29 protein-coding genes are annotated in these 25,662 nt (G+C 64.5%); 16 read left to right on the top strand and 13 right to left on the bottom strand.

Annotation, left to right across the window (positions count from 1 at the left end; all coding sequences use genetic code 11):
• Positions 1 to 34: 34 nt before the first annotated feature.
• The gene (locus JI749_RS01455) at positions 35 to 925 is read right to left on the bottom strand and encodes an NAD(P)/FAD-dependent oxidoreductase (RefSeq protein ID WP_201657787.1); all 891 of its coding nucleotides are present in this window, start codon (positions 923 to 925) and stop codon (positions 35 to 37) included.
• Complete coding sequence (locus JI749_RS01450; RefSeq protein WP_201657783.1) at positions 918 to 1,370, bottom strand: RrF2 family transcriptional regulator; 453 nt, start codon at positions 1,368 to 1,370, stop codon at positions 918 to 920. The genes JI749_RS01455 and JI749_RS01450 overlap by 8 nt, the downstream gene beginning before the upstream one ends.
• A gap of 114 nt (positions 1,371 to 1,484) precedes the next feature.
• Between JI749_RS01450 and JI749_RS01445 the strand changes: the two genes are divergently transcribed.
• Positions 1,485 to 2,084 carry a hypothetical protein gene (locus JI749_RS01445; protein ID WP_201657780.1) on the top strand — a complete coding sequence of 200 codons (600 nt, stop codon included), beginning with the start codon at positions 1,485 to 1,487 and terminating at the stop codon, positions 2,082 to 2,084.
• Positions 2,085 to 2,293: 209 nt separating this feature from the next.
• Here JI749_RS01445 and JI749_RS01440 read toward each other — a convergent pair whose 3' ends face one another.
• Positions 2,294 to 3,418, bottom strand: a complete 1,125-nt coding sequence (locus JI749_RS01440; RefSeq protein WP_201657776.1) for a Gfo/Idh/MocA family protein — start codon at positions 3,416 to 3,418, stop codon at positions 2,294 to 2,296.
• Between the two features lie 83 nt (positions 3,419 to 3,501).
• On the bottom strand, positions 3,502 to 3,912 hold the full coding sequence (locus JI749_RS01435) for a VOC family protein (RefSeq protein WP_201657773.1): 411 nt from the start codon (positions 3,910 to 3,912) through the stop codon (positions 3,502 to 3,504).
• Positions 3,913 to 3,985: 73 nt separating this feature from the next.
• Here JI749_RS01435 and JI749_RS01430 point away from each other — a divergent pair, with 73 nt between their 5' ends.
• Complete coding sequence (locus tag JI749_RS01430; protein ID WP_201657769.1) at positions 3,986 to 4,567, top strand: TetR/AcrR family transcriptional regulator; 582 nt, start codon at positions 3,986 to 3,988, stop codon at positions 4,565 to 4,567.
• 30 nt (positions 4,568 to 4,597) lie between these two features.
• Here the strand turns inward: JI749_RS01430 and JI749_RS01425 are convergent, their stop codons facing one another.
• Together JI749_RS01425 and trhO are read right to left on the bottom strand one after the other, a co-directional pair.
• Positions 4,598 to 5,659, bottom strand: a complete 1,062-nt coding sequence (locus tag JI749_RS01425) for a DUF2793 domain-containing protein (RefSeq protein WP_201657766.1) — start codon at positions 5,657 to 5,659, stop codon at positions 4,598 to 4,600.
• A gap of 52 nt (positions 5,660 to 5,711) precedes the next feature.
• Positions 5,712 to 6,728, bottom strand: coding sequence for an oxygen-dependent tRNA uridine(34) hydroxylase TrhO (trhO, locus tag JI749_RS01420; RefSeq protein WP_201662423.1), 1,017 nt, complete (start codon positions 6,726 to 6,728; stop codon positions 5,712 to 5,714).
• Positions 6,729 to 6,810: 82 nt separating this feature from the next.
• Between trhO and JI749_RS01415 the strand changes: the two genes are divergently transcribed.
• Both JI749_RS01415 and JI749_RS01410 read left to right on the top strand, forming a co-directional pair.
• Positions 6,811 to 7,848, top strand: coding sequence for an aldo/keto reductase (locus JI749_RS01415; RefSeq protein WP_201657763.1), 1,038 nt, complete (start codon positions 6,811 to 6,813; stop codon positions 7,846 to 7,848).
• Positions 7,849 to 7,994: 146 nt separating this feature from the next.
• A complete protein-coding gene (locus tag JI749_RS01410) occupies positions 7,995 to 9,731 on the top strand; it encodes a hypothetical protein (protein ID WP_201657760.1) in 1,737 nt (578 codons plus the stop codon).
• 39 nt (positions 9,732 to 9,770) lie between these two features.
• Here JI749_RS01410 and JI749_RS01405 read toward each other — a convergent pair whose 3' ends face one another.
• The 5 genes from JI749_RS01405 to JI749_RS01385 form a co-directional block, all read right to left on the bottom strand.
• Complete coding sequence (locus JI749_RS01405) at positions 9,771 to 10,259, bottom strand: SRPBCC family protein (RefSeq protein WP_201657757.1); 489 nt, start codon at positions 10,257 to 10,259, stop codon at positions 9,771 to 9,773.
• Complete coding sequence (locus JI749_RS01400; protein ID WP_201657754.1) at positions 10,259 to 10,615, bottom strand: ArsR/SmtB family transcription factor; 357 nt, start codon at positions 10,613 to 10,615, stop codon at positions 10,259 to 10,261. The genes JI749_RS01405 and JI749_RS01400 overlap by 1 nt, the downstream gene beginning before the upstream one ends.
• A gap of 74 nt (positions 10,616 to 10,689) precedes the next feature.
• Entirely contained in the window at positions 10,690 to 11,943 is a 1,254-nt protein-coding gene (locus tag JI749_RS01395; RefSeq protein ID WP_201657751.1) for an NAD(P)/FAD-dependent oxidoreductase, read from the bottom strand.
• Between the two features lie 168 nt (positions 11,944 to 12,111).
• Complete coding sequence (gene arsC / locus JI749_RS01390; RefSeq protein ID WP_201657748.1) at positions 12,112 to 12,528, bottom strand: arsenate reductase (glutaredoxin); 417 nt, start codon at positions 12,526 to 12,528, stop codon at positions 12,112 to 12,114.
• Between the two features lie 133 nt (positions 12,529 to 12,661).
• A complete protein-coding gene (locus JI749_RS01385) occupies positions 12,662 to 13,006 on the bottom strand; it encodes a hypothetical protein (RefSeq protein WP_201657746.1) in 345 nt (114 codons plus the stop codon).
• A gap of 171 nt (positions 13,007 to 13,177) precedes the next feature.
• Here JI749_RS01385 and JI749_RS01380 point away from each other — a divergent pair, with 171 nt between their 5' ends.
• From JI749_RS01380 to JI749_RS01335, 10 genes are all read left to right on the top strand, one after another.
• Positions 13,178 to 13,489 carry a MarR family winged helix-turn-helix transcriptional regulator gene (locus JI749_RS01380; RefSeq protein WP_201657744.1) on the top strand — a complete coding sequence of 104 codons (312 nt, stop codon included), beginning with the start codon at positions 13,178 to 13,180 and terminating at the stop codon, positions 13,487 to 13,489.
• Positions 13,490 to 13,613: 124 nt separating this feature from the next.
• Positions 13,614 to 16,019 (top strand): methyl-accepting chemotaxis protein, encoded by a 2,406-nt coding sequence (locus JI749_RS01375; RefSeq protein ID WP_201657742.1) that lies wholly within the window; start codon positions 13,614 to 13,616, stop codon positions 16,017 to 16,019.
• 102 nt (positions 16,020 to 16,121) lie between these two features.
• Positions 16,122 to 16,379, top strand: coding sequence for a hypothetical protein (locus JI749_RS01370; protein WP_201657740.1), 258 nt, complete (start codon positions 16,122 to 16,124; stop codon positions 16,377 to 16,379).
• A gap of 333 nt (positions 16,380 to 16,712) precedes the next feature.
• Positions 16,713 to 18,038 carry a sn-glycerol-3-phosphate ABC transporter substrate-binding protein UgpB gene (gene ugpB, locus JI749_RS01365; protein WP_201657738.1) on the top strand — a complete coding sequence of 442 codons (1,326 nt, stop codon included), beginning with the start codon at positions 16,713 to 16,715 and terminating at the stop codon, positions 18,036 to 18,038.
• Positions 18,039 to 18,124: 86 nt separating this feature from the next.
• The gene (gene ugpA, locus JI749_RS01360; protein WP_201657737.1) at positions 18,125 to 19,009 is read left to right on the top strand and encodes a sn-glycerol-3-phosphate ABC transporter permease UgpA; all 885 of its coding nucleotides are present in this window, start codon (positions 18,125 to 18,127) and stop codon (positions 19,007 to 19,009) included.
• Positions 19,010 to 19,020: 11 nt separating this feature from the next.
• On the top strand, positions 19,021 to 19,869 hold the full coding sequence (ugpE, locus tag JI749_RS01355; protein WP_201657734.1) for a sn-glycerol-3-phosphate ABC transporter permease UgpE: 849 nt from the start codon (positions 19,021 to 19,023) through the stop codon (positions 19,867 to 19,869).
• Between the two features lie 4 nt (positions 19,870 to 19,873).
• Positions 19,874 to 20,941 (top strand): sn-glycerol-3-phosphate import ATP-binding protein UgpC, encoded by a 1,068-nt coding sequence (locus tag JI749_RS01350; protein ID WP_201657731.1) that lies wholly within the window; start codon positions 19,874 to 19,876, stop codon positions 20,939 to 20,941.
• Positions 20,942 to 20,983: 42 nt separating this feature from the next.
• Positions 20,984 to 21,730: a glycerophosphodiester phosphodiesterase family protein gene (locus JI749_RS01345; protein ID WP_201657728.1), complete on the top strand. Its 747-nt coding sequence runs from the start codon at positions 20,984 to 20,986 to the stop codon at positions 21,728 to 21,730.
• A 17-nt stretch (positions 21,731 to 21,747) separates the two neighbouring features.
• Positions 21,748 to 22,518: a DeoR/GlpR family DNA-binding transcription regulator gene (locus tag JI749_RS01340; protein ID WP_201657725.1), complete on the top strand. Its 771-nt coding sequence runs from the start codon at positions 21,748 to 21,750 to the stop codon at positions 22,516 to 22,518.
• A complete protein-coding gene (locus JI749_RS01335) occupies positions 22,515 to 23,282 on the top strand; it encodes an HAD-IIB family hydrolase (RefSeq protein WP_201657722.1) in 768 nt (255 codons plus the stop codon). Before JI749_RS01340 ends, JI749_RS01335 begins: the two co-directional genes overlap by 4 nt.
• A 424-nt stretch (positions 23,283 to 23,706) precedes the next feature.
• Here JI749_RS01335 and JI749_RS01330 read toward each other — a convergent pair whose 3' ends face one another.
• Both JI749_RS01330 and JI749_RS01325 read right to left on the bottom strand, forming a co-directional pair.
• A complete protein-coding gene (locus JI749_RS01330) occupies positions 23,707 to 23,940 on the bottom strand; it encodes a hypothetical protein (protein ID WP_201657719.1) in 234 nt (77 codons plus the stop codon).
• The gene (locus tag JI749_RS01325) at positions 23,937 to 24,848 is read right to left on the bottom strand and encodes a LysR substrate-binding domain-containing protein (protein ID WP_201657716.1); all 912 of its coding nucleotides are present in this window, start codon (positions 24,846 to 24,848) and stop codon (positions 23,937 to 23,939) included. Before JI749_RS01325 ends, JI749_RS01330 begins: the two co-directional genes overlap by 4 nt.
• A gap of 105 nt (positions 24,849 to 24,953) precedes the next feature.
• Between JI749_RS01325 and JI749_RS17505 the strand changes: the two genes are divergently transcribed.
• Both JI749_RS17505 and JI749_RS01320 read left to right on the top strand, forming a co-directional pair.
• Complete coding sequence (locus tag JI749_RS17505) at positions 24,954 to 25,085, top strand: hypothetical protein (protein WP_267911657.1); 132 nt, start codon at positions 24,954 to 24,956, stop codon at positions 25,083 to 25,085.
• A 68-nt stretch (positions 25,086 to 25,153) separates the two neighbouring features.
• On the top strand, positions 25,154 to 25,651 hold the full coding sequence (locus JI749_RS01320) for a hypothetical protein (RefSeq protein ID WP_201657713.1): 498 nt from the start codon (positions 25,154 to 25,156) through the stop codon (positions 25,649 to 25,651).
• Positions 25,652 to 25,662 lie beyond the last annotated feature (11 nt).

The raw sequence follows: 25,662 nt of genomic DNA, 5'->3' as shown, positions 1-25,662 counted from the left end.
CTCTACCCTGCGGGAAAGGATAGCCTTTCCCCGTCTAAACCAGCATCGACTGCTGCGCGAAGATGCCAGCCATCGCGCCATGCGACGACGCCAGCGTCACCGACGCCATCGGATTGGCCAGATCCCCTGCCGCATAGATGCCAGGCATGGTGGTCTCCCGGCGATCATCAACCTTGAGCGCGACGCCGACCGGGGTATCCACGGTCTCGAGGCCCAGCGCTTCATGCAGGCGTGCCGATGGCCGGTTGCGCGGATGGGCGAACAGCACATCAACCGCGACATTGCGACCGGTATCGAGATCCACCGTGGCGATCCTGCCATGGTCATGGGCGATCGCGATGATCTTGCCGTCGATCACGGGCACGTTGCGGCGCGCCATATCGGCGCGTACCTCTGCGCTGATCTCGTGGCCATCGGCAAACAGTGTCAGCCGGTCGGTCCAGTCGTGGAACAGCATGACCGCATGCGGGCTTTGCGGGCCTGAATAGACCAGGCCCCAATGCTGGCCCGCCACTTCGAAGCCGTCGCAATAGGGGCAGGGCACGATCGACTTGCCCCAGCTCTCGGCAAACCCGGAAATATCGGGCATCTGGTCGGCCACCCCATAGCTGAGGATCAGGCGACGGGCCTTGAGGGCTTCTCCGTCCTGCGTGAGCACGGAAAAATCGTCGATGGCGCCCGAAACACTGTCGGCGCGTGCATTGACCAGCTTGACCGTCGGATAGCGGGCCAACTGCTGGCGGGCCTGCGCCAGAATTCCGAGAGGCGGCTTGTGATCATGCCCAAGCAGCCCATGCGAATGGCCGGCGAAGCGATTGCGCGGCAGTCCGGTATCGAGCACCGTGACCTTGCGCCGGGCGCGGCCAAGCTGCAACGCGGCGGCGAGGCCGGCAAAGCTGCCGCCCACGATGATGACGTCATCCATGATTGATGGCTCCGTGTGGATGGAGAGGATTGGGAATGGCCTGGCGCGCAATGTCGTCGAGCAACACGCGCTCGAGCCGCGCCGCCAGCAGCGCCTCGGCATCGGCGAGGAAATCGCCCATGACGGAATTGACCGTCCGGACGATGCCGCATTGGATATCGCCCGGATCGCTTTCGGTGCGGATGAGGAGGCTTTCACCCATCGCGGCATAGACCTGGCGCAGGCTGATTTCGGCTGCCGGGCGCACCAGGCGCCAGCCGCCGTCATGCCCCTTGCTGGCGGTCACGATTCCCGCCTCGCGCAATTCACCCAGCACCCGGCGGACGACCACCGGATTGGTCATCAGGCACTGCGCCAGCGTGGTCGAGGTAATGGCTTCGTCGGGCTGCTTGTGCAGGTGGACAAGCGCATGGAGGGCAAGCGAGAGGCGGCTGGAGCGTTTCATGTAACTTACATTGTTACATTATGCGCGCCTGTCAACCCTTCTGCGTCATTGTGCTTTCGCCGCAATGGCACAATGCTATGCTCGGCGGTCTGCGGAGACCGGAGAGACATTGCAATGAAGATGCTGCTTGCCGCCCTGGCGATCACGCTGACCACGGGCTCGGCCCTGGCCTTCGACGCCGAAACACAGTCCGTCATCGACCGCCACAAGGCCAACAAACCCGTATCGATGACCGACGTCGCCACGCTCATGCAATCGAGCGAACAGTGGTGCTACAACAACCAGGACCATAGCTGTGCCTGGACCGACATATACCTCGAAGTCACCAACCTGGGCGCCACTTTCGAGATCGGCAATGCCTGGGACGCCGATACAGACATCGCCTTTACCGACAAGGGCATCTTCCGCGATGACCGCTACATCTGCGAGACCGGGGCCGACTGGGTCCCCACGGTACGGGCAACCCGCCGCAGCGACGGCAGCGTGATCACGGGTCGGCAGCTCTGGGAGATCAAACAGGCCGTCTACGCCACGCGTGCTGACGATACGCAGGATTGCTTCGACTACCTCTACCTGCGTTCCAACGCCGACCAGCAGACCATCACGCTGCTGCAGCGGCAATATACCGACGATGTGCATGTCGAGGGTAACGACGTCGAGGTCTCTCTGCACTTCAATGCCGAAGACGCCGCCGGCCTCACCTGGCGTTGGTGAAGAAGCCGGATATCCGGACCAAGCCACCCCACCCTCATTCCCTCCCCACAAGGGGGAGGGAAGCCTGGTCGGAGAGTGCGGTGACATAGAGATAAACCCTTGCGGGTTGATCTGGCGCCTCCCTCCCCTTGATGGGGAGGGATTGAGGGTGGGGTGACGGAGAGCCGCCGAGGTCAGGCTGTCTGGCTGCTCGGCGCAACCAGCAAACCCTAGATCCGTCCACCCTTGAGCGAAGTCGCCAGCGGCTCCGGCCGCTCGACCGGGGTCTTGATATCCACCGTGCGCCCTTCGGCCGACGCGGTGGCAAAGGCTTCCATTACCTCGAGCACATGCAGCGCCAGGTCGCCATTGGCGCGGTGCGGGCGGTTGTCCAGAATGCCCTGCGCCATGTCGGCAACGCCCAGCGAGCGGTAATTGCCATCAGCATAGGGCTGGGTCACCTCGACCTTGGTCCAGGCCTCGTCGCGCCCGCGCTTGCGGATTTCGACGTCCCCCCCGAAGAAGTTCGGATCGGGCACGATCAGGCTCGCCTCGGTGCCATAGAGCTCGAGTGGCACATGCTTGTGCGCCGCCACGTCGAAGCTGAGGCCCACCTGGACGATCGCGCCATTGGCAAAGCCGAGCGAAGCGGTGGCATGGGTGTCCACCTTGACGTCCATGATCTGGCCCTTCTTGGGCTCGGACAGGACCGGGCGCTGGCTGCGCAGCTGCGACGCCATGGCCGATACGCGGGCCACGGGCCCGAGCAGGTTCACCAGGTCGGTGATGTAATAGGGGCCCATGTCGAGCACCGGCCCGCCGCCGATATCGTAGTAGAAGGCCGGATCGGGGTGCCAGGCCTCGTGCCCGGGGCACATGAAAAACCCGGTGCCGCCCACCATCTGGCCCAGCGCGCCGCTATCGACCACCGCACGCGCCTGCTGGTGCGAGCCGCCCAGGAACGTGTCCGGGGCCGAGCCGATGCGCAGCCCGGCTTTGTTGGCGGCGTCGAGCAGCTTGCGGCCTTCGGCATAATTGATGCCCAGCGGCTTTTCCGAATAGACATGCTTGCCGGCGGCCAGCGCGCGCAGTCCCACATCGACATGGGCGCGCGGAATGGTGAGGTTGACGATCAGCTGGATCTCGGAACTGCCAAGCATCTCGTCGATGCTCATCGACTTGAGACCGAACTCGGCGGCGCGCGCTTCCGACGCCTCCGGACGCATGTCGGCCAGCCCCTTGATATCGAGCACGGGGAAGCCTGCCATATTCTCGTGGCCGGTAATGGCCCGCAGGTAAGCCGATGAAATATTGCCAGTGCCGATAAAGCCGACGCCGAGGCGCTTGCTGGTCATGGGCGCGATCCTCCCTGAAATGTTAGCGGCAAACTAACGGGGAGAATCGCGCTGCGCCAGCCGGTTCGGCTAATTTATTTGGATCACGGAGAATTTGCCGCAAGCCACGCCGGATCGGGCTCGATCGGGGTGATGACGTCGATCAGAATGCCGTTGGGATCGGCGGCAATGAAGTGCCGCTGCCCAAAGATTTCGTCGCGCAGGGCCTGCACGACGTCGACGCCTGCCGCCACCAGCCGCCTCTCCTCTGCTGCGGCGTCATCGACATAAAAGCTCAGGATGACGTTGCGGCTTGGCCCCTGTGCGGCCAGCGGGATGGAGTCGTGATCCTGCCCGATGATGGCTATTTCGAACGGGTGTTCGGACGCCGCGCGCATCTGCACATACCAGTCCGTGGCGAATGTGCGGACAAAGCCAAGGTTTGTCTCATAGAACTGCGCGGTGCGCTCGACGTCCGACACCTGCAAAAGCGGGTAAAAGCTGCTGGTTCGCATGAAAGTCTCCTTGCTCAACATCCAATTTAAATACATACTGCCTGTATGAATGAGTAACATACAGGATGCATGTATGCAAGTGCGCCAAACGCAGGAACAGCGACGGTCGCAAACCCGGCGCGCACTGGTGTCTGCCGCCCGAACGCTCTTTGCCGAAAAGGGCTATGCTGGTACGAGCACCCCCGAAATCGTGGCGGCAGCAGGGGTTACACGCGGTGCGCTCTACCACCACTTCGCCGACAAGGAGGCGCTGTTCGCCGCTGTGGTCGAGGAAGAGCACCTGCTCATGGCCATGACCATCAATGCGGCCGGCGAGGGCGACGAGGGGCCGGGACCGATCAAGGCCCTCATTGCCGGCTGCGATATTTTCCTCGATGCCATGCAGGATCCGGGGCGCCGGCAGATCCTGCTGATCGATGCACCCGCCGTGCTGGGCCGTGCCGCGGTTGATGCGATCGATGCGCGCCACGGTTTGGAGACGCTGATCTGCGGCCTGCGTGACGCCATGGATGCCGGCGCGATGAAGAAACTGCCGGTCGAGGTCCTGGCGCGCCTCTTCAGTGCCGTGTTCGACCGCGCCGCGCTGGCGGCTCCGGAGGAGCTCGACGACTATCGCAAAACCATCAAGGCCCTGATCCGAGGCCTCAAGGCCTAGGGCGCCATCGCCGCTAATCAGCTAGGGATGTCAGGAATCGGTATCCTGCTTCTCCAGCGCCGAGACCCGTCCCGCGAGTTCCTGCACCGCCCGGATCAACGGCGCGATGAAGCCATCGTAGCGCAGGCCCTGTTCGCTCTCGGGGTCATCGGGGTCGGCCAGCACATGTCCGGCAAAATCCCGTCCCTCCAGCGCGGTCAGCACTTCCTGCGCCAGGAGCCCATAATGCGTCCGCCGCCCCGGCCTTGCTTCACCCGCCTCATTGCCGCCTACCGTCCAGCGATAGCGCACCGGATTGAGGGCCAGGATGAATTCGAGCCCGAGATCGCTTGGCGCGATGTCGGTCTTGCCGCGGGCATCCGAAGTCTGGATCGTCCCCGTCGCCGCCCATACGGCCGACCAGCGCGCGCCCGAACCGCCCAGCGTCACCGCATTGTCGGTAGCCGGGCGGAACGTCGCGGCAACGGTGGCGGCGCCAGTCGTGGCATTCACTGTCAGCGCATTGACCCATGCAGAGCCATCCGGGCTCACCTTGAGCCTCCATTGGTCGTCGCCGCTGAGGCCCATCTCGGCGCGACCCGACCAGTTGGTCTGGTAGAGCAGGCTGGCCGTATCGCCCGCCGCATTCTTGTTGAGCTTGAGCTGGTGGCCGCCACCGGCATGGGTGAACAGCGTCGCTGCGCCGGACACGGCCAGGCGGTTGGTCGTATCCGCGCTGGTATTGATGCCCAGGCGTGGCAGCGCCGAACCGAGCGAGGCCAGCGGCGTCCAGGCGCCGGCATCGAACACCAGTTGCGTCTTGTCCGAGCGGTCGAAGACCTGCCAGCCGGCGGCGGGGTCGAAGAACTGCCACGCACCCGACTGGAAGGCTGCAATTTCCCCGCCATGTCCGGCCCAGGCGCCGGTCGCTCCCGCCGGCACGATCCACGCCTCGCCGGCCAGTGGCGTCCCTGGCGGTGTCGCCAGTACCCGGCTTTCCACCACCGGCTGCACCAGCGCGTCGAGCGCCTCGATGGCCTCGTTGTGAGTGATGTGCTTCTGCGCCTGGCTGGGCATGATGAAGGGCAGGGCGAGGCGGGCGGTGTGGTCCATGGCAGTCTCCTTTGCCGGAGACTCTAGTTCCGCAGCAACGCGCGGGGATAAGTCAGGCCTTGTTGCGTGCCCGCGAAGCCTCGGCCAGCGCCCGCTTGGCGGCCTTGCGCTCGGCCGCGACCGTGGCCGCCGCATCGCCCAGATGCGCCACGCCATGCTTGCGGCCCAGTTCCATCTGCCGCTGCCGCTCGGCCGCGGCGGCATGCTTGCCGGCCTCATCAGCGCAATGCGGGCAGCTCACGCCCTCGATATAGTCCGCATGCGCCCGGTCCAGGATGGTCAGCGGGTGCCGGCAGGCCCGGCACAGCGTCGCCTCGCCCTCCACCAGCCCATGTCCCACCGATACGCGTTCGTCGAAGACGAAGCATTCCCCGCTGAACCGGCTCTCGCTCTCGGGCACCATCTCGAGATATCTCAGGATCCCGCCCTTGAGGTGGAACACCTCCTCGAAGCCCTGGCTCAAGAGGTAACTCGACGCCTTCTCGCAGCGGATGCCGCCGGTGCAGAACATCGCCACCTTCTTGTCCCGCTTCGGATCGAGGTGCTCGGCCACGTAGTCCTTGAACTCGGTGAAGCTCTTGGTCGCCGGGTCCAGCGCCCGCTGGAACGTCCCCAGCCCCACCTCGTAGTCGTTGCGCGTATCGACCAGCACCACGTCGTTGCGCTCGATCAGACTATTCCAGTCTTCCGGCTCGACATAGGTGCCCACTTGCCGTGCCGGATTGGCCTCGGGCGCCCGCAGCGTCACGATCTCCGGCTTGAGCCGCACCTTCATGCGCAGGAACGGCATCGCGCTCGCCTTCGAGTACTTGACTTCGGCGCCCTCGAGCCGCCTCGCAAACACGGGCCCGGCAAACAGCCAGTCGGCCAGCGCGTCGATCGCCTCCGTCGTTCCCGCCACCGTGCCGTTGATCCCCTCCGGCGCCAGGATCAGCGTACCCTTGATCCCGCGACTGCAGCAGAACGCCGCCAGCACGGGCTGGATCGCCTCGGCATCGGGAAGGTCGGCGAATTTGTAGATCGCCATCACCTTGTATGGTTGTTGGCTCTGGGGCAGACTGACGTTCATCTTGCGTTGCCGTTCGTTCATCGGCCCGCTCATACCACCGCCCGCCCACCGGGCCAAATCGAGAAATCGTTGGAGACTCGCCATGACTTATCGGGCCGATACGGCGCGCTATGACACCATGCAATACCGTCGCTCCGGCCGCTCCGGCCTCAAGCTGCCGGTGATCAGCCTGGGCCTCTGGCAGAATTTCGGCGGCACGCGCGACTATCCCAGTGCCATGGAAATCCTGGGCTATGCCTTCGATCAGGGCATCACCCATTTCGACCTCGCCAACAATTACGGCCCGCCCGCCGGCGCGTCCGAAGAACTGTTCGGCCAGGTCATGGCCCGCGATTTCCGCCCCTATCGCGATGAGCTGATCATCTCCACCAAGGCGGGCTACACCATGTGGCCTGGCCCCTATGGCGACTTCGGCTCGCGCAAATATCTCCTGGCCAGCCTCGATCAGTCGCTCAAGCGCATGGGGCTCGACTATGTCGATATCTTCTATTCCCACCGCTACGACCCCGAGACCCCACTCGAGGAAACCATGGGTGCGCTGGCTCAGGCCGTCCGCTCCGGCAAGGCGCTCTATGTCGGCATTTCCTCCTATCCGGAAAAGGAAACGCGGCAGGCGCATGCCATCCTCAAGGATATGGGCATTGCCACGACCATCCATCAGCCCAGCTATTCCATGATCAATCGCTGGATCGAGAACGACCACACCATCGACGCCTGCGGCGAACTGGGCATCGGCATCATCGCCTTCTCGCCGCTGGCGCAGGGCGTCCTCTCGGGCAAATACAATGCCGGTGGCACCGAGGGCACCCGCGGCGGCAATCCCAATGGCACGCTGCGGGCCAGCCATATCGAGCCGCGTGTGCTCGACGCGGTCGGCAAGGTCGCCGAAATCGCTCGCTCGCGCGGCCAGTCCATGGTGCAGCTGGCTCTGTCCTGGGCCCTGCGTCGCCCGGAAATGACCTCGGCGCTGATCGGGGTGCGCAACCTCGATCAGCTCAAGGACAACCTGGGCGTGCTCAACAATCTCAGCCTCTCCGCCGACGAGGTCGAGGCCATCGATGCGGCTACCAAAGACGGCCAGATGGAGCTCCATCCGCGCCCCAGCGGCTGGCTGCGCTGATAATGCGCGCAGGGGCGGCATCGGCCCGTCCCTGCCTGCACTTGCCACAATTGCGGTAAACAGGCGTTAACCGCAGCGTGGACTGTGTTGAAACCACGCCCGCCCAAATCTGCGTTGGCCCTCCAGCTTTTTCATGGAGCGGACAAATGCAAACCAAGAGTTACATCTCGGCCGCCGCACTCGCAGCGGCACTGCTTGTTACCCCCACCACCCAGGCCCAGTTGCTCGGCGTCGATGTCGACCTTGATGTCCCGGGCATTGAGGCTGATGCCGACGTCGATGTCGGAGGCGACAGCCTGCTCGATGCCGATGTCGATGTGGATACCGGCCAAGATGCCGGCCTGGCTGTCGACGCCGATGTCAATGTCGGCGGCAGCAACGACAGCAACGACGGCGATGACACCGGCTCCGGTGGCAACCTGGTTGATGTCGATGTCAACCTCGGGCAGGGCACTGGCAGCGGACAGGGTAGCACGGGCCCGCATGGCGGCAAGCTGATCGATCTTGATATCGGCGGCTCGAACAATGCCGTTCTGGACGCCGATATCGACGTGCTCGAGAGCCCCGCGCCGTCGGGTTCCAGCCTTGTCACCGGCGATATCCGGATTGCCGGACTGGACGAAACGGCCCGCAAGGGTGCCCTGCTTGACCTGATCGGCCAGCCGCACCTGGCTGGACTGGACCTCGACAGCGCGATCGACGATCGTCGCGTCGCCATCGTCGCCGTGCTGGATCTGCTGGGCCAGGACAGTCTGGCCGACATCCGCGCCGCCATCGACCTGGGCGGCCCGGGGCGCGACGAGTTGCTCGACGCCATCTCGGCCAGCGTCGAACTCGGCGCCATCCTCGACCAGCAGGGCATCGACCCCACTGACGTGCTGGCCGTGCAGATCGCCGAAAACGGCGCCACCGAGGTCATCGTGCTCGATGGCCTGGTTGACGTGGCGCTCCTGGGCGACGGGGATGCCACTACGGCACCCACTGCCGGCGAATTGGCGACGCTCGACATCGACGCGCTCACCCGCGACGAGCTGGCCGAGATCGACCTCGACCTGCTGCCCGACGATCTGCGCACCACCGCGCAGCTTCGCCTCCTGGGCAGCGATAGCGAAGACGCCGACCTGACCCCGGCCGAACTGGCCGCTATCGACCTCGACCTGCTGTCGCCCGATGAACTGGCCGAGCTGGATGTCGCGCTTCTGCCCGAGCCGCTTGGCGCCGCGGTCGAGCTGCGGCTGCTCGGCAACGATGGCGACCTGGCCGACCGCAGCGTCGACGAGCTCGCCAGCATCGACCTGACGCTGCTACCAGGTCGTGATCCTGATGGCACCGACACATCCGGCGGCCCCGGCGGGGATGATACCGGAACCGATGGCGACACCGGCACGGGCACACCCGGCGATGACGACAACGATGGTGGCCCGACCACCCCCACCACCGGCGGCCCTTCGCCCCGCGATACCGATACCACCACTACGGGCAGCACCTCGGGTGGCGACAAGGGCAGCCCTGGCAACCCGCCGCCCCTGCCGGCACCTGTCCAGGGCCCGGCTCCGGTCATCGGTGTCACCCCGCCCGCCTTTGTCGGTGCGGGCTTCGATATCGCCGCGCTCGATTGCGATATCGGCGTGCTGGCGCTGGCATCTGGTGCCGCGGCGACGCCACAGGCCATTGCCGGTGCCGATACGCTCGAACTGGTCCGCATCGATGGCTGCGAGCGCAGCCTGGTCGATAGCGACGTCGATGCCATCCGCGCCGCCATCGAGGGTAATCCGGCCATATCGGGCGTGTTGGACGATGCCCAGATCCCCCTCGATCAGGTGGTTGGCGCCACCATTCAGGACGATACGCTGACCCTGTTCATCGAACCGACCCTGTCTTGAACCAACCATCGGACCCCGGCCACTGGCCGGGGCCCTGCCTCAGGCGGCCTTGGCCGTGAAGCGGGCCACCAGCCTGTCGATCGTCATGGCCATGCCTGGCTCGAGCCCCTTGTCGAGCCAGTCCTGCACCTCCGCGGCACTCAGCTGGTCGGGCAGGTGCAGCGCCACCACCATTCGCGTGCGCTCGCCTTCGGGCGTCAGTTCCACGGTCACCTGAGGCCCATCCCCCGCATCGGTATCCGGCCAGCCGCCACTGGCGCCCCAGGCAAATACCAGCCGCCGATGCGGCACGATCTCCTTGTAGATGCCGCCGGTCACATACTGCCGGCTCTCGCTTTCCACCATATGCTGGCGCCACGCCCCGCCGACCCGCAGGTCGACGCTGGTTGGCAGGTAGGTCCGCGTTCCCGGATTGAAGAACCAGTCGAGGTATTTGGGCTGCGTCCAGGCCTGCCACACCACTTCGGGCGGCGCATCCAGCATCCGGGTCAGCACGAAGCCGCGTTCCTCTCGGTAGGTCGGTGCCATCATCCTTCTCCTTGCTTGGGATTGTCCTTTGCCCGCTCGGCCATCATGGCCTTGATCTGCTCTTCCAGCCGGTCAAAGCGCTCGCTGAAGAATTGCCGGTATTCGGCCAGCCAGCTGTCGGCCGCCTCCAGCGGCAGGGTTTCCAGCCGGCATGAGCGGAACTGCGCCTCCCGCGCCTTCGACACCAGGCCTGCCTCCTCCAGCACTTTCACATGCCGCGATACCGAAGGCAGGGTCATGTCGAACGGCTCGGCCAGCTCGTTGATCGTCGCCGGCCCATGCGTCAGCCGCGCCAGGATAGCCCGTCGCGTCGGGTCCGCCAGTGCGGCGAAGGTAATGCTCAGCAGATCGGCCATATTTGCGTACTTTGCTAATTACGTAATTAGCTAAATACTGGCGATGGGATGTCTTGTCAACCCAGGGCTGCGACCTACCGCCCCAGGAAGCGCTCCATGCCGAATGGCTTCACGTCGATCGCCGGCTGCTCGCCGGTCATCGTCTGGGCTAGCAGTTCCCCCGTTGCAGGACCCAGCGTGAAGCCGTGATGGGCGTGACCAATGCCCACGAACAGCCCCTCATGCCGTGGCGCCTTGCCGATGATGGGCATCATGTCGGGGGTGCAGGGGCGCGCCCCCTTCCACGGCTCGGGGTCGAGCCTTTCGCCCAGCGGGAACAGCTCCTTGGCGGCACGCTCCGCCCGCCCGAGCTGGATCGGCGTCGGCGCCGCGTCGCGCAGCGCAAATTCCGCTCCCGTGGTGAGCCGGATGCCGCGCGCCATGGGCGCCAGCACATAGCCCACCTCCGCATCGAGGATCAGCTGGTTGAGCTTTGCTCCGTCTTCTGATCCATAGTGCATGTGATAGCCGCGCTTGACGAAAAGCGGCAGCCGATAGCCCAGCTTGTCGAGCACTTCGGGCGCCCATGGCCCCAGCGCGATCACCGCCTGCCTGCCGCTGTGGCGCACGCCGCCCACCTCGGTCGACCACACCCCGCCATCCTGGCTCAGCCCGCTAGCCGCCCCCGACACGAACGTGCCGCCCAGCCGTTGGAACAGCTTGAAATACTCGCCCACCAGCGCGCCGGGGTCGCGCACGGTCCACGGGTCGGTCCACAGGATCGCCCCGGCCAGCCCGCCCTTGAGGCTTGGCTCCATTGCCTTGAGCTCGGGCCAGTCCACGACCCTGTGCGCAATGCCGAACTGGGTCGCATCCTCGCGGGCCTTTTCCGCCTCGTGTCGCAAGCCCCTGTCGCTGCGAAATGCCAACAGCCACCCGCTCTTGCTGACCAGGGCTTCGGCATGCGGCCCCGCCTGCGCCATCAGGTCCGCATGGGTCACGATCGAGCGGCCGATCAGCGGCGCATAGCTCTGCACCACCCGCTTGTAGCTCTCGGGCGACGAAGCCCACCAGTATTTGAGCAGGGCTGGCGCCAGCCGCGGCAGGGCCAGCGGCTCATAGCGCGCGGCCGTACTCAGATGCAGGCCCACCTGCATCAGCATGGCGAGGTCGCGCGGGAATGGATGCGGCCGCACCCCTTCGCGCTGGATGATGCCGGCATTGCCGAAGCTGGTTTCCCGTCCTGGCTGGTTCTTGTCGATCAGGGTGACGCTGCGTCCGCGTCGCAGCAGGTGAATGCCCGTCGCCACCCCGACAATGCCCGCTCCCAGAATGATGACGTCGTCCATCTCAGCCTCGCAGCAATGATCGGGATAAATCCTAGCATAGCGCGCTTGGGACTTTCCTGCATTTGTCACGCCACGGCGACCCACGGCGCAATTTCATTCGGAAAAGGCCCTCATGGGCGCAACATCGTTGCAATCGGGTCTCGCAATCCGGTTCTTGCGCGCCGGTCACTACGCGCCTCTCGACGCGGGGATGACGACCTCGCCATCTTCCTTGGTGAACGGTCCGATATCGGGGTTGTCAAGGATCTCGAGCACAACTTCGCTGGGCCGGCACAGCCGCACGCCCAGCGGCGTCACGACGAAAGGCCGGTTCAAGAGGATAGGATGGGCCTCGATCGCGTCGAGCAGGGCATCGTCGTCCATCCCGGCATCATCAAGGCCCAGCGCCGCGTAGGGGGTATCCTTTTGCCGCAGGGCCTGCCGCAGCGTCAGTTCCGCCGCCGCGACCAGTCGCACGATCTGCTCCCGGTCGGGTGGCGTTTGCAGATATTCGATGATACGCGGCTCGACCCCGCTTGCCCGGATCATGGCCAGCGTGTTGCGCGAGGTGCCGCAATCGGGGTTGTGGTAAATGGTGACGCTCATGCCGCTTGCCGTGGTTTGCCGGTGAACCCTCGCCCCCACGCTACATCAGTCCGTTCGCCCGCTCCACCATGGTGACGGGCTACGAACCATCGGTCCATCAGCGCAAAGTTCTGCTGGCCCAAGACAGTGCGGACTACGGGGCGAAGCGGCCCGGTAGCGGCAGGGAGCCTATTGCCCAGGTCAGGAACACCAGGAACCCCGCAGCACCGAGCGCTACCGCAAGGCGAGGCGCCTTGCTCGACGCCCACGGCCGCAGGGCACGGACCAGCAGCAGGCCAATGGCGATGTTCGACAAACCCCACAGCACATTGACCATAGGGCTCGAAAGCGTGCCCGGACCACCTGAGAAAGGCGTCGGCAGGCGCAGGATCAGGGGGCCGGCCAGCATATGGGGAAGCCCATTGGCCAGGAACATCCCGGCCAGTGTGGAGAGAGGCATGACATACCAGGGACGGATATGCGTTTCGACGGTCGACACTTTACTTGCCCCTCCAGAAATTAGACAATTCGGTTGTCGAATTAGACAACAAAGGTGTCTTTGTCAATGATCCACCCGGACTCCCCGTTCGAACTCGTTCAAGCCCTGGCGCAAATTGGACGGACGGCTCTGTTGGCCCGCCTGGCGGACCGAGGCCATCCCGAGATCGGGATGCCCGACGTCAAGCTGCTTTGGTGTCTGGGCGACGAGCCGATCTCCGTTCAGCGCGCCGCCGAGATGATCGGAACTACAAAGCAGTTTGCCGCCAAGACGGTGGCCAAGCTGCAAAAGGCCGGGCTGCTCCAGGTCGCGACCGCCACCGGCGACAGACGAGCCCTGGCAATCTCGGCGACCAGGAAGGGACTCGATTTGGTGGATGTGGTGACGCGCGAGCGAGACGCCATCGAGCAGGAGTGGAGGGACAAGATCGGGCAGGTGACGTTGGGACAGCTCACGGCCGGCATGGCTGGCCTGTTGCGATAAACACCGCCCGGCATCGCCTGCCGCCCGTCGTCGATATTTTCAAGTAATATGAATAATTAGGACGGTAATAAATATTTATCTTTAAACGCGGATGTTGCCTTGGACTGCCGATTTGGGGGAACGGATGCGTATCGGACTTGGTGGCCTTTCTATTGCCCAGAAACTGCCTGCCGCAATCGTCGGCTCGGCCCTGCTCGTCAGTGCCGCAGTGGGCCTGGCGGGATACCTGATCGGTGCCTCGGCAGTCGCGAGCCTCACCCAGGAGCGGCAGGAGGCCGTCGCGATCGAGCGCGCTCAAAAGGTGCAGCTCTATCTTGATGGGCTCGCCGAAGACGTGATCCAGCTCAGCACGACGGCCGCGGCCCAGGAAACCGTGCGGCTGATGGAGATCAACTGGAGCCAGACCGAAAACCCCACCGAGACGCTGCGCAAGGCTTACGTCACCGACAATCCCAACCCGCCAGGGGAGCGCTGGAAGCTCAATATCGCCAATACCGAAATCAAGCTGAACTACAATTTCAGCCACAACGGCCAGCATCCGCAATTGCGCGCCGTGACCCAGGCGCGGGGCTATGTCGATCTCTACGTCTTCGACCTCAAGGGCAACCTGCTCTACACCGTCAACAAGAACGATGAATACGCCACCAATCTGGCCGAAGGCGGCGGTCCCTATGCCGATACCGCGCTCGGTCGCGCCTTCCGCGAGGCCGCCGCATTCACCGAGCCGGGCCAGGTGGCTTTCGCCGATGACGTCGCCTATGCCCCTTCGGGCGGCGCCCAGGCGGGGTTCGTCGCGACCACCATCTTCACCAAGGAAGGCGCCCCGGCCGGCGTACTCGCCGTGCAGCTCCCGCTCGACCAGGTCAATCTCACCATGGCATCGCGGAACGGCATGGGCGAAAGCGGCGAAACCTTTATCGTGGGTAGCGACCGGCTCATGCGCTCAGATTCCGCGTTCACCGCATCGAACGACTACCTTACCACCCCGTTCGACTCCCCTGTGATCGAGGCGGCCCTCGGCGGCGCCACGGCGCAGGGCACCTATTCGACCTACCGCGACGTGCCCACGATCACCACCGCGGTGCCGATCAATTTCCTGGGCCAGCACTGGGCCCTGGTCAGCGTCATCGACGAAGGGGAAGCGATGGCGCCCATCGCCCACATCCGCAACCTGATGCTGGTCACCGGGGCGGGCCTGCTGGTTGGCGTCGCGGCGCTGGGCCTGTTGTTCGCGCGCTCGGTTACCAAGCCCATGACAAGGTTGACCCGAACCATGGAAGCCCTGTCGGGCGGTGACCTCAGCGCCGAAGTCAGAGGCACCGAACGCGGTGATGAACTGGGCGCCATGGCCAAGGCTGTCGAGGTGTTCAAGGAAAACGCCATCAGGATGGGCGATCTGACCGAGGGAGAGCGGGCTGCATCTGCCCAGCGCCGCATCGACCGTGCCAGCATGATGCAACAGCTTCAGGCGTCGTTCGGCGAGGTGGTCAATGCCGCGATCGCCGGCGATTTCTCGAGGCGCGTCGAGACCGCCTTCCCCGATCCCGAACTCAATGAGCTGGCCGGCAGCGTAAATGGCCTGGTCGAAACCGTTGATCGGGGTCTCAGCGAAACCGGCGCCGTGCTGGCTTCGCTGGCCAATACCGATCTCACCCGGCGCGTCACCGGGCAGTATCGCGGCGCCTTCGAACGGCTCAAGACCGATACCAATGCCGTGGCAGAACGGCTGGCCGAGATCGTCGGCCAGCTTCGCCAGACTTCGCAGTCGCTCAAGGCGGCGACAGGGGAACTGTTGTCGGGCGCCAACGACCTCAGCCAGCGCACGACACGCCAAGCCGCGACCATCGAAGAAACCTCGGCCACGATCGAGCAGTTGGCCACCACTGTGCAGGCCAATGCCAAGCGCGCCCAGGAGGCCAGTGCGGCCGCCAGCAGTGTCGCGACCACGGCCGATGAAGGGGCGGTCGTCATGGCCCAGGCCAACCAGGCCATGGAGCGCATAACCCACTCCTCCGGCAAGATATCGAGCATCATCGGCCTTATCGACGACATCGCCTTCCAGACCAACCTCCTGGCGCTCAATGCCTCGGTGGAAGCGGCGCGGGCGGGCGAAGCGGGCAAGGGCTTTGCCGTGGTCGCGGTGGAAGTGCGGCGGCTGGCCCAGTCGGCCGCCGAAGCGTCGGCGGAGGTCAAGACCTTGATCGAACAGTCGGGGACCGAGGTCAGTGGCGGGTCGCGCCTCGTGGCCGAGGCGGCGGCAAAGCTGGGGATGATGCTCAGCGCGGCGCGCGCCAGCAACGAGCTCATGGAGGAAATCGCCCACCAGAGCCAGCATCAGGCTACCTCCATCGATGAGGTCAACGTTGCCGTGCGAACCCTTGATGAGATGACCCAGCACAATGCGGCGCTCGTCGAGCAAAGCAATGCGGCGATCGAGCAAACCGAGTCGCAGGCAAGCGAACTCGACCATATCGTGGATGTGTTCGTGCTCAAGGAGCGCTCGGAAGACCCGCGCCACCTGGCGGCGTGAGCTGTTCAAACACCGGAAATACGCCGGCTCGGCAAATGTGATCGGCACGATTGCAACTTTACTTAAGTTGACCAATTTCCCTGCCGATTGGCGGGGAAACACATGACCTACGAACGACTGCAAACTGGCGCGCGGACGCCGTTGGACGCCGTGGTCGTCGAGGTGAAGCAGATCTTCGGCCGCAGCGTTGCCGACGTATCCTCGGTGGACGAGATTGCGGGGCTGCCGGTCCCGGTCCGCCAGGCGCTGCTGGAGGCCGAAAGACTGCGCCTGGAGCGCAAGCTCAACCGCATCGTGGTCCGCATTGCCGACGAAAAGCTGTGGAATCCCGCATGGGGGCGCCTCGTCGAAATCGCCTGAGGCCCTCACGACCGAGCAGGTGAGGCCCACCCCTCCACGAGCCTCATCCATTCGCCTTCCACTCATTCATCCCATTACCCAGTGCCATTCAGCCATTGGGTTGGCGGCCATCGTGCGGGAATCATGATGTTCATATGAATGTCATATTACGCCGGGAAGGGCGTCATTTCGCCGGCAAACCGGCGGAAAACGCCACCTTGCGGCATCCCATCCCGGCTCTCGTTGTCATCTGATTTTCATATGAACAAAATAGGTTGCAAATGCGCCCCCGGCTGATAGCGTTTCAGTCGGGAAGAGGACCGGTTCTAACGGGTCAATATGAAGGGAGTAAGCATGTTCAAGAAAGCACTTTGCCTGTCAGTTGGTTTGGCTGCGCTGGCGGCCAGCGCGCCCGCTTTCGCGCAGACCGAGATTGCCTGGTGGCACGCCATGGACGCCGAGCTCGGCAAGAAGCTCGAGGAAATCGCGACCGGCTTCAACGAGAGCCAGGATGAGTTCAAGGTCGTGCCGACCTACAAGGGCAGCTATGCCGAAACCCTGACGGCGGCGATTGCTGCATTCCGTGCCAATGAGCAGCCGGCCATCGTGCAGGTGTTCGAAGTGGGCACCGGCACCATGATGTCGGCCAAGGGCGCGGTCTACCCGGTCTACCAGCTCATGCAGGACAATGGCGAGCCCTGGGATCCCAGCGGCTTCCTGGCCCCGGTCACGGGCTACTACTCCGACACCGACGGCAACATCCTCTCCATGCCGTTCAATTCCTCCACGCCCATCATGTACTACAACAAGGACGTGTTCGAAAAAGCCGGCCTTGATCCGGAAACGCCGCCCAAGACCTGGGCCGAACTCGAAACCATGGGTCGGCAGATCGTGGAGTCGGGCGCCGCACCCTGTGCCCTGAGCAGCGCCTGGATCACCTGGATCCAGACCGAAAACCTGTCGGCCTTGCACGACAAGCCGTTCGGTACGCTCGAAAACGGCTTTGGCGGCCTCGCCACCGAATTCGTCTTCAACGACGAACTGCAGGTCCGGCATTGGGACAATCTCAAGAAATGGTCCGATGAAGGCCTGTTCCAGTATGGCGGCCCCGCGGGCGGCGCGGATGCCGGCCCCAAATTCTACGCCCAGGAATGCGCGATCTTCATGAATTCCTCGGCAGGCCGCGCTGGCGTCATCAACAATGCCAAGGACTTCGAAGTCGGCTTCGCACCCTTGCCCTATTACGACGACGTCATCGACGAGCCCAAGAACTCGATCATCGGCGGCGCCACCTTGTGGACGCTGAACGGGAAGGACCCCGAGGTCTATCGTGGCGTGGCCAAGTTCTTCACCTATCTCAGCCAGCCCGAAGTGCAGGCCGAATGGCACCAGTTCACTGGCTACCTGCCGATCACCAACGCGGCCTACGAGCTGGGACAGCAGCAGGATTACTACGCCCAGAATCCGGGCTCGGACATCGCGATCCAGCAGATCACCCGCGGAACGCCGACGGCAAACTCCAAGGGCGTGCGGTTCGGCAACCTGACCCAGGTCCGCGCCATCGTCGATGAGGAGTTCGAGGCGCTTCTGGCCGGGTCCAAGACCGCCCAGGAGGCCCTGGACGCTGCCGTTGAGCGCGGCAACCAGATCCTGCGCGACTTCGAAGCTGCCAACCAGTAACCGCCTGATCTGAAGCGTGCTCCACCCGCAAGCGGGTGGAGCAACAGCATCATTGCGCTCGAGCGCTGGCAAGAACGAGGCGGAGCATGCAGGCCAAGCGGACTGTTTTTCCCAACAAGATCCTACCCTATTTCCTGCTGCTGCCGCAGCTTGCCGTCACGCTGCTGTTTTTCATCTGGCCCGCGCTGCAGGCGGTGAAATCATCCTTCGAGCGCGAGGATCCCTTCGGGTTCCGCACCACCTTCGTCTGGTTCGAAAATTACCGCCGGCTGTTTATCGATCCGCTCTACCTGAGCTCAGTCGGCAAGACGGCCATCTTTGCCGTCAGCGTCACGGCGCTGTCGATGTCCCTGTCGCTCATTCTCGCGGTGGCGGTGAACCGGGTGCTGCGCACCAATCGCCTTTATACCACGCTCCTGGTCTGGCCCTATGCAGTCGCTCCCGTGGTCGTGGGCATCCTGTGGTGGTTCATGTTCAACCCCAATATCGGGATTGCGCCCTATCTGCTGCGCGGGCTGGGCATCAGCTGGAACCACCGGGTGGACGGCGTCGACGCCATGATCCTGGTGATCATCGCAGCCAGCTGGAAGCAGATATCGTACAATTTCCTGTTCTTCGTGGCTGGCCTGCAGTCGGTTCCCCATTCGCTGATCGAAGCGGCCGCCATCGATGGCGCCGGCCCGTTCAAGCGCTTCTGGACCATCGTTTTTCCGCTGCTTGCCCCGACGACGTTCTTTCTGCTGATCGTCAACATCAACTATGCCATGTTCGACACCTTCGGCATCATCGACGCGACCACGCAGGGCGGCCCCGCCCAGGCGACCAACACGCTCGTCTACAAGGTCTATTCCGATGGCTTCATCGGTCTCAACATCGGCTCGTCGTCGGCCCAGTCCGTGGTGCTGATGATTATCGTGATCGCCCTGACCGCCATCCAGTTCCGCTATGTCGAGCGGCGGATCCAGTATTGAGGAGCGAGACGATGATCGAAAACCGGCCCATTCTCGCCTTTCTCACCCACCTGGTTCTGATCGTCGGCGTGGTCGTCGTGGCCTTCCCGGTCTACCTGGCCTTCATTGCCTCCACCCATGGCAGCGGCGACTTCATGCGCGGGCTCGTGCCGCTGCTGCCGGGCCCGCACATGCTCGAGAATTACAGCTATATGTTCAATGTCGGTCTATCGACCGCTGGCGCCCCGCCGCTTTCGATCATGCTGCTCAATTCGCTGGTCATGGCCATCTCGATTGCCGTGGGCAAGATCATCATCTCGATCCTGTCGGCTTACGCCATCGTCTACTTCAAGTTTCCGTTCCGGCTGCTGGCGTTCTGGATGATCTTCATTACGCTCATGCTGCCGGTCGAGGTGCGCATCATTCCCACCTTCAAGGTGGTGTCCGACCTGGGCATGCTCAATTCCTACCCCGGCCTCATCATCCCTCTGATCGCCTCGGCCACGGCCACCTTCCTGTTCCGGCAGTTCTTCCTCACCGTGCCCGATGAACTCATGGAGGCGGCGCGCGTCGACGGGGCCGGGCCGCTCAAATTCTTCCGCGATATCCTGCTGCCGCTGAGCCGCACCAATATTGCTGCGCTCTTCGTCATCCTCTTCATCTACGGATGGGTCCAGTATCTCTGGCCGCTGCTCGTCACGACCGACAGCAAATACTACACGGTCGTCATGGGCATCAAACGGCTGGCCGCGACGGCCGATGCCGAGCCGCAATGGAACTTCGTCATGGCCGCCGTGATGCTGGCCATGCTTCCCCCCGTCCTCGTCGTAATCCTGATGCAGCGCCTTTTCGTCAAGGGCCTGGTCGAAACAGAGAAGTAGGCAGATGGCAAGCATCGACATCAAGGGCGTCAAGAAGGTCTATGGCGGCAACGTCACCGCGATTCACAATCTCGACCTCTCCATACCCGACGGCCAACTGGTGGTGCTGGTGGGTCCGTCGGGCTGCGGGAAGTCGACGCTGCTGCGCATGATCGCCGGGCTGGAATCGATCACGGAAGGCACCATTGCCATCGATGGCGCGGTGGTCAACGCCAAGGAACCCGCCGAGCGGGACATCGCCATGGTGTTCCAGAACTATGCCCTCTATCCGCACATGACGGTGCGCGGAAACCTCGAATACGGGCTCAAGAACCGCGGTACGCCCCGGGACGAGATCGACCGGCGGGTGGCAGAGGCCGCGCGCATTCTGGAGATCGAGCCCTTTCTCGATCGCCGGCCGCGCCAGCTCTCGGGCGGGCAGCGCCAGCGTGTCGCCATGGGGCGGGCAATCGTGCGGCAGCCAAAGGCGTTTCTGTTCGACGAGCCGCTGTCCAACCTCGATGCCAAGCTGCGCGGACAGATGCGGATCGAGATCAAGCGCCTGCAGCGCAACCTCGCCACCACAAGCGTCTATGTCACCCACGACCAGCTCGAGGCGATGACCCTCGCCGACCAGCTCGTCGTCATGAATGGTGGGCGCATCGAACAGGTGGGCGCGCCCATCTCGATCTACGAACGACCCGAAACCCTGTTCGTGGCGGGCTTCATCGGCTCGCCACCGATGAATCTTGTTTCGTTGGATGGCCCCCTGGGTGCCGGGGCCTTTGCAGGCCTCGACCTGCCGGCTGGGACCGACGTCGTCGGCATCCGCCCCGACAGTCTGGTCGTTGCGCCGCCGCAGACGCCGGCAGCCTCGTTCTCCGGCACTGTCGAGCTGGTTGAGCCGGTCGGGGGCGAAAGCCACGTGCATATGAAGCGCGCCGGTTCGTCCGACATTCTGATCGTCAGCGTGCCTGGCCGGACCGACATTGCGGAAGGCGCGTCGATGACGGTCTACGCCAAGCCGGCCGACCTCCACCCTTTCAATCGTCAAAGCGGCAGCCGGACCGATATGCCGGTTGCGCGTCCCTAGCGCCGCAGACCTGCCATCGGCAACCCGAACGGAAGAAGCGTCATGACCAACAATTACCATATCGGCCCCTCCCGCGATGAAGTGCAGGCGCACCGGGGTGCCTCGGCCATAGCGCCCGAGAATACGCTTGCCGCCTTCCGCGCCGCGGCAGAGCAGGGCGCGCGCTGGGTGGAGCTCGACGTTGCGCTCCTCGGCGATGACACGCTGGTCGTCATCCATGACGACAGCGTGGATCGCACGACCTCGGGACGGGGTTCCCTCGGCGAGCTGACCGCTGCCGACATCGCTTCCCTGGATGCGGGGACATGGTTCGACCCGAAATTTTCCGGCGAGCGCCTGCCCACGCTCAGCCAGGTGATTGCGCTGCTCGGCGAGCTTGGCCTGAGCGCCAATGTGGAGATCAAGCAGCACAAGCACCACAAATCGCTCGACCATCTGGTCCATGCGGTTCAGGCCGCTATCGCCGGGCGGAGTGCCGATACCGGCATCATGATCTCGAGCTTCGATCCCCAGGCGCTCGCGGCCATGCACGCCCTCGAGCCCGACCTGGAGATGGCCATGCTCTGGTGGAGCCCGCCCGCGGATTGGCAGGACGTGCTCAAGGCCATTCCCTCCAGGACCATCCACATGAACTACAAGGCGCTCAGCATCGCCCTGCTCGAAGAAACCTCGCGCAACGGCGTCAAGGTCAGGGCCTGGACGAGCAATAATCCTGTTGAACTTGTCTCCTTCTGGGGCGCGGGTCTGACGGGGGTGATAACCGACAATCCCAGCCTGTTCCTGGGCTAACGGAGACCGCGGCCGAAATGCTTTCGGATCGACAGCGCGACATCCTCAGTCTGATCGAGACGGAGGGCGCTCAATATATCGAGCAGCTGGCCGCGCGCTACGCCGTCACGACCCAGACCATCCGGCGCGACACCAACGCCCTGTGCGACCTCGGCTATGCCAAGCGCTTCCACGGTGGCGTGGAGAAGCCGGTGGGGGCCCGCAACATCTCGGTCAACGCCCGCGCCGCCCTCAACCGGGCCGCCAAGCAGCGCATCGCGGCCGCCATCGCGGCTGCCATCCCCGCTGGCTCCACCGTCTTCATGGGCATCGGCAGCACGGTGCAGGTGATTGCCGCCGCCCTGGTCGATCACCCGGACCTGCGCGTGGTCACCAACAATATCCATGTGGCGCTGACCCTGGCCGAGGCACCCCAGGTGGAAGTCCACATGACCGGTGGCCTGCTCCGCCACAACGACCTGGACGTGGTGGGGCCCGACGCCCTCAATTTCTTCGAGAAGTTCTACGCCTCCCACGCCATCATCGGAGCGGGCGCCCTGCACCCCGCGCACGGCATTCTCGATTTCAGCTATAGCGAGGCCCAGCTGACCGCGCGGCTGCTGAGCAATGCCCGCCACAGGTTTCTGGCTGCCGATGCCAGCAAATGGTCCAGGGACGCCTCGGTTCGCGTCGCGGCCTTCTCCGAGGTCACGCATCTGTTCACCGATAGCTTGCCTGAGCAGGGCGGGGCCCGCGCCGCCCTTGCCCAGTCGGGGATCGAGGTCATCGTCTGCGGGGAAGCGTCTTGACGTTCATCGGGCAAGGGCCATCACCCCAGGATCTGTCGGCCATCCGCTACGTGCTGACCGACATCGACGACACCCTGACCACCGACGGCAAGCTGTTGCCCCAAACCTATCAGGCCATGTGGGACCTGCGGGATGCCGGCATTGAACTGGTGACGGTGACCGGCGGCTCGGCGGGCTGGTGCGAACACATCGCGCGCGCCTGGCCCGTGGCGGCCGCGATCGGGGAAAGCGGCGCCTTTGTCATGTCCGCGGAGCGCAATCGGGTCGCGGTTGAATATTGGGAAGGCGAGGCCATCCAGGCCGAGCGCCAGGCAACTCACGTCGCCGCGCTGCGGCCCTTGCTCGCGGATCGCTTCCGGTTCGCCCATGACCAGCGCTTCCGGCTGGCCGACGTCGCGGTGGACATCGTGGGCCACGACCGCGCGGAAGTGGACCAGCTCGCCGCGCGCATCCGCGCCCTGGGCGGCTCGGCCGCAATCAGTTCGGTCCACCTCAACACCTGGATCGGCCGCTACGACAAGCAGACGATGAGCGAGCGGCTCCTGCGCCGGCTGGGCCTGGGTGACGTCGAACTCGCCGAGCAGGTCTGCTTTGTCGGCGACTCCCGCAACGATTCGCCCATGTTTGCCCATTTCCCGAAGTCCTTCGGCGTCGCCAACATCCTCCCCGTCATCGACGATCTGCCAAAAAAACCCCGCTGGATTACCCAGGCTCCCGCCGGAAAAGGCTTCGCCGCCATCGCCCAGGCCATTTTGGGCCGATAGGCCGTTCGCGAACATTGCTGAAGCTCGAGCGCCAACGGCGGTCAGCTCCGTACCGCCACGCTGGCCTTACCGCCGAAGCGTTGCGCGAGCTCGAAAGCGCCTTCGAGACGGTGCAGGCCCTGGCCCGCCCCAATCCCTTGGTGGCAAGACCATCCCGACCTTTGCCTCCTACTGGCTTCTGGAAGCCGCGCCAGATGCCCATTTTGCAGACACCGAGGCCATCGCCTTCATGCTTGCCACGATCATTGGCGGTTCGGTGCGCATGGTGCTCGACACCGGCGCGTCGGGCACATTCGACGACTGCGCCAGCAATTACCTTTGGCGTGCAAAGCGTACCTGGCCGCGGCAAGCTAAGGCCGTGTCGCGTACTGTGCTATTGAAGCCACCTGGTCATGGCTTCGAGCCAGCCGACGTCCCCGAGCCCTCACTCGACCGCCAGGAAGGCGGCGGCCGCCTGCGCGAAGCGTGGATCCGTGTTGATAGTGTAGTGGGTGGCGCTGGGGATGACGGCGAAGCGGTTGGGCGTCACGCCTTCGCCGGCCCAACCGCCATCGGATTGAGCACCTCCAAGCAGTTCGAAGAAGCTGGTGGCGTGACCGATGCGGACGGCGCCGTAGTCGGCCACGACGGCCAGGGTCGGTGCCTTGATCTGGCTCACCCGCGGCTCTGGTGCACGTACCCTCGGGCGCTGGCCGGCACTTCCTGTTTCAGCCAGTCTCGGAACGCGCGGAGCTTCCGCGTCTCGCGACGGCCTTGGGCCGTAACCAGCCAATAGCCCTGCGGCCCCTCCAGGGAATGTCCGAAGGGCCGCACCAGGCGGCCGTCGCTCACGGCGTCAGCGCTCATCATGTCGGCAGCCATCAACACGCCCTGCTCCGAGATCGCGGCGTCGAAGGCCAGCGACGCATCCGAATAGGTGGGGCCGCTCAGCTTGATCTCGGGGTCCATGCCCACTTCGGCGCGCCAGGCGTCCCAGCTGAGCATCGTGGTCTGGTCACGGATGACCGGGACCTTGGCCAGGTCTTCCGGGCGCTGGAGCACTTTGGCGATAGGTGGCGCGCAGACCGGCTGGTAGGCGCCGCCACCCACCAGCTCCGCATGGACGCCCGGCCACTGGCCCTGTCCGTAGCGGATGCCGCAATCGATGTCCGGCCGGCTAATATCGAGCACGGCCCCCGTTACGTTGAGCCGCACCTCGATTTCTGGGTGGAGCGTGGTGAACTTGTTGATGCGCCAGATCAGCCAGCGGGACGCGAACACGCTGCCCACCGTCAGGTTGAGCACGCCCTCGTCGCTGCCCTTGAGGCTTGCCAGTCCGTCCTGCAAGGCAGCAAAGCCTGAAGTCAGCTGCGGCAAGGCGGCCTTGAGCGCCGGCGTGGGCCTCAGGCCGGCCGGGGTGCGCTCGAACAGCGCCATGCCCAGCCGTTCCTCAGCCCGCCGCAAATGCTGGCTCACCGCGCCGATGGTGACGCCCAATTCCTCGGCGGCGGGCGCCAGGGCCCCTCTGCGCGCCACGATTTCAATGGCGCGCAGCGCATTGAGCGGAATGGGGAAGGGATTGACCATATAGTTTTTCTACAACGGTCGCGCGACCTTGTCCATTGTCCGATCCGCTGGAAGGGCGCAAAACTAGGGCCATAGCAAGCAACCGACCGGAACGGAGGTCACAAAATGTCCAACGTCATCACCCTGCTGGGCCGCCTTCTCAATGCGCTGTTCGCCGCAGAAACGGCGCCGGTCGAGCCCGACGGCATGAGCCTGCATGATTGGGCCGATCTGCCTTCCCATCACCCATCGGCTTGATCGCGCCGTGCTGACGCCATAATCGGGCCTTTGAAGGGTAGCCAAACCAGCCCTTCAAGGAGTTCCCGATGATCCGCCCCTTCGCCGCGCTCGCCGTCTTCGCTCTCATATCCGGCGCTTCGGTCGCGCAGGAGGCAGCCCCGGCCCCGGCCGCGGCGCCCGACATCGTGGTCGATCCTGCCGCGCCCATCGACAACACCCCCAAGCAGGCAAACATGCTGACCGGCTTCTATGCCACCCAGGCGGTGATCGAGCTGTGTTCTGTCCAGATTGAACCGGGTATCATCGAGGGCATGGCGGCCGATCGCGCACGCCTCGAACGCGCTCTGAGCATGGATGCGCCCACGGCCGCGGCGGCCTATGCCAAGGTCAAGGCCGATGTCGAAAAGACCACGCCCGACTGCGCCGATGGCAGCCCGGATCGCGCCGGCGTCGATGCGGTCACCGCCATCTACGCGTCCCTGCCGCCCCCCGCCGCGCCCGCGGCCCCGGCAGCGCCCCAGCCGGGCACGGTGACCGCACCGGCCGCACCTGCCCCGGCTCCGGAAGCACTACCCGCTCAGTAGTCGCCAGCAGT

This window comes from Devosia oryziradicis (genome assembly GCF_016698645.1).
Lineage (GTDB): Bacteria > Pseudomonadota > Alphaproteobacteria > Rhizobiales > Devosiaceae > Devosia > Devosia oryziradicis.
The sequence above is the reverse complement of the archived record's forward strand: the minus strand, read 5'-3'. Positions and strand labels throughout refer to the sequence as shown.

What these genes read in the sequence shown, in the direction of transcription:
- JI749_RS01435 (WP_201657773.1), bottom strand. Translation starts at nt 3,912, where the DNA reads ATGCGAACCAGCAGCTTTTACCCGCTTTTGCAGGTGTCGGACGTCGAG.
- ugpE (WP_201657734.1), top strand. Translation starts at nt 19,021, where the DNA reads ATGATCGAAAACCGGCCCATTCTCGCCTTTCTCACCCACCTGGTTCTG.
- arsC (WP_201657748.1), bottom strand. Translation starts at nt 12,528, where the DNA reads ATGAGCGTCACCATTTACCACAACCCCGATTGCGGCACCTCGCGCAAC.
- JI749_RS01320 (WP_201657713.1), top strand. Translation starts at nt 25,154, where the DNA reads ATGATCCGCCCCTTCGCCGCGCTCGCCGTCTTCGCTCTCATATCCGGC.
- trhO (WP_201662423.1), bottom strand. Translation starts at nt 6,728, where the DNA reads ATGAACGTCAGTCTGCCCCAGAGCCAACAACCATACAAGGTGATGGCG.
- JI749_RS01350 (WP_201657731.1), top strand. Translation starts at nt 19,874, where the DNA reads ATGGCAAGCATCGACATCAAGGGCGTCAAGAAGGTCTATGGCGGCAAC.
- JI749_RS01425 (WP_201657766.1), bottom strand. Translation starts at nt 5,659, where the DNA reads ATGGACCACACCGCCCGCCTCGCCCTGCCCTTCATCATGCCCAGCCAG.
- JI749_RS17505 (WP_267911657.1), top strand. Translation starts at nt 24,954, where the DNA reads ATGTCCAACGTCATCACCCTGCTGGGCCGCCTTCTCAATGCGCTGTTC.
- JI749_RS01395 (WP_201657751.1), bottom strand. Translation starts at nt 11,943, where the DNA reads ATGGACGACGTCATCATTCTGGGAGCGGGCATTGTCGGGGTGGCGACG.
- JI749_RS01410 (WP_201657760.1), top strand. Translation starts at nt 7,995, where the DNA reads ATGCAAACCAAGAGTTACATCTCGGCCGCCGCACTCGCAGCGGCACTG.
- JI749_RS01340 (WP_201657725.1), top strand. Translation starts at nt 21,748, where the DNA reads ATGCTTTCGGATCGACAGCGCGACATCCTCAGTCTGATCGAGACGGAG.
- JI749_RS01430 (WP_201657769.1), top strand. Translation starts at nt 3,986, where the DNA reads ATGCAAGTGCGCCAAACGCAGGAACAGCGACGGTCGCAAACCCGGCGC.
- JI749_RS01445 (WP_201657780.1), top strand. Translation starts at nt 1,485, where the DNA reads ATGAAGATGCTGCTTGCCGCCCTGGCGATCACGCTGACCACGGGCTCG.
- JI749_RS01375 (WP_201657742.1), top strand. Translation starts at nt 13,614, where the DNA reads ATGCGTATCGGACTTGGTGGCCTTTCTATTGCCCAGAAACTGCCTGCC.
- JI749_RS01450 (WP_201657783.1), bottom strand. Translation starts at nt 1,370, where the DNA reads ATGAAACGCTCCAGCCGCCTCTCGCTTGCCCTCCATGCGCTTGTCCAC.
- JI749_RS01345 (WP_201657728.1), top strand. Translation starts at nt 20,984, where the DNA reads ATGACCAACAATTACCATATCGGCCCCTCCCGCGATGAAGTGCAGGCG.
- JI749_RS01440 (WP_201657776.1), bottom strand. Translation starts at nt 3,418, where the DNA reads ATGACCAGCAAGCGCCTCGGCGTCGGCTTTATCGGCACTGGCAATATT.
- JI749_RS01325 (WP_201657716.1), bottom strand. Translation starts at nt 24,848, where the DNA reads ATGGTCAATCCCTTCCCCATTCCGCTCAATGCGCTGCGCGCCATTGAA.
- JI749_RS01415 (WP_201657763.1), top strand. Translation starts at nt 6,811, where the DNA reads ATGACTTATCGGGCCGATACGGCGCGCTATGACACCATGCAATACCGT.
- JI749_RS01400 (WP_201657754.1), bottom strand. Translation starts at nt 10,615, where the DNA reads ATGGCCGATCTGCTGAGCATTACCTTCGCCGCACTGGCGGACCCGACG.
- JI749_RS01405 (WP_201657757.1), bottom strand. Translation starts at nt 10,259, where the DNA reads ATGGCACCGACCTACCGAGAGGAACGCGGCTTCGTGCTGACCCGGATG.
- ugpB (WP_201657738.1), top strand. Translation starts at nt 16,713, where the DNA reads ATGTTCAAGAAAGCACTTTGCCTGTCAGTTGGTTTGGCTGCGCTGGCG.
- JI749_RS01455 (WP_201657787.1), bottom strand. Translation starts at nt 925, where the DNA reads ATGGATGACGTCATCATCGTGGGCGGCAGCTTTGCCGGCCTCGCCGCC.
- ugpA (WP_201657737.1), top strand. Translation starts at nt 18,125, where the DNA reads ATGCAGGCCAAGCGGACTGTTTTTCCCAACAAGATCCTACCCTATTTC.
- JI749_RS01370 (WP_201657740.1), top strand. Translation starts at nt 16,122, where the DNA reads ATGACCTACGAACGACTGCAAACTGGCGCGCGGACGCCGTTGGACGCC.
- JI749_RS01380 (WP_201657744.1), top strand. Translation starts at nt 13,178, where the DNA reads ATGCCCGACGTCAAGCTGCTTTGGTGTCTGGGCGACGAGCCGATCTCC.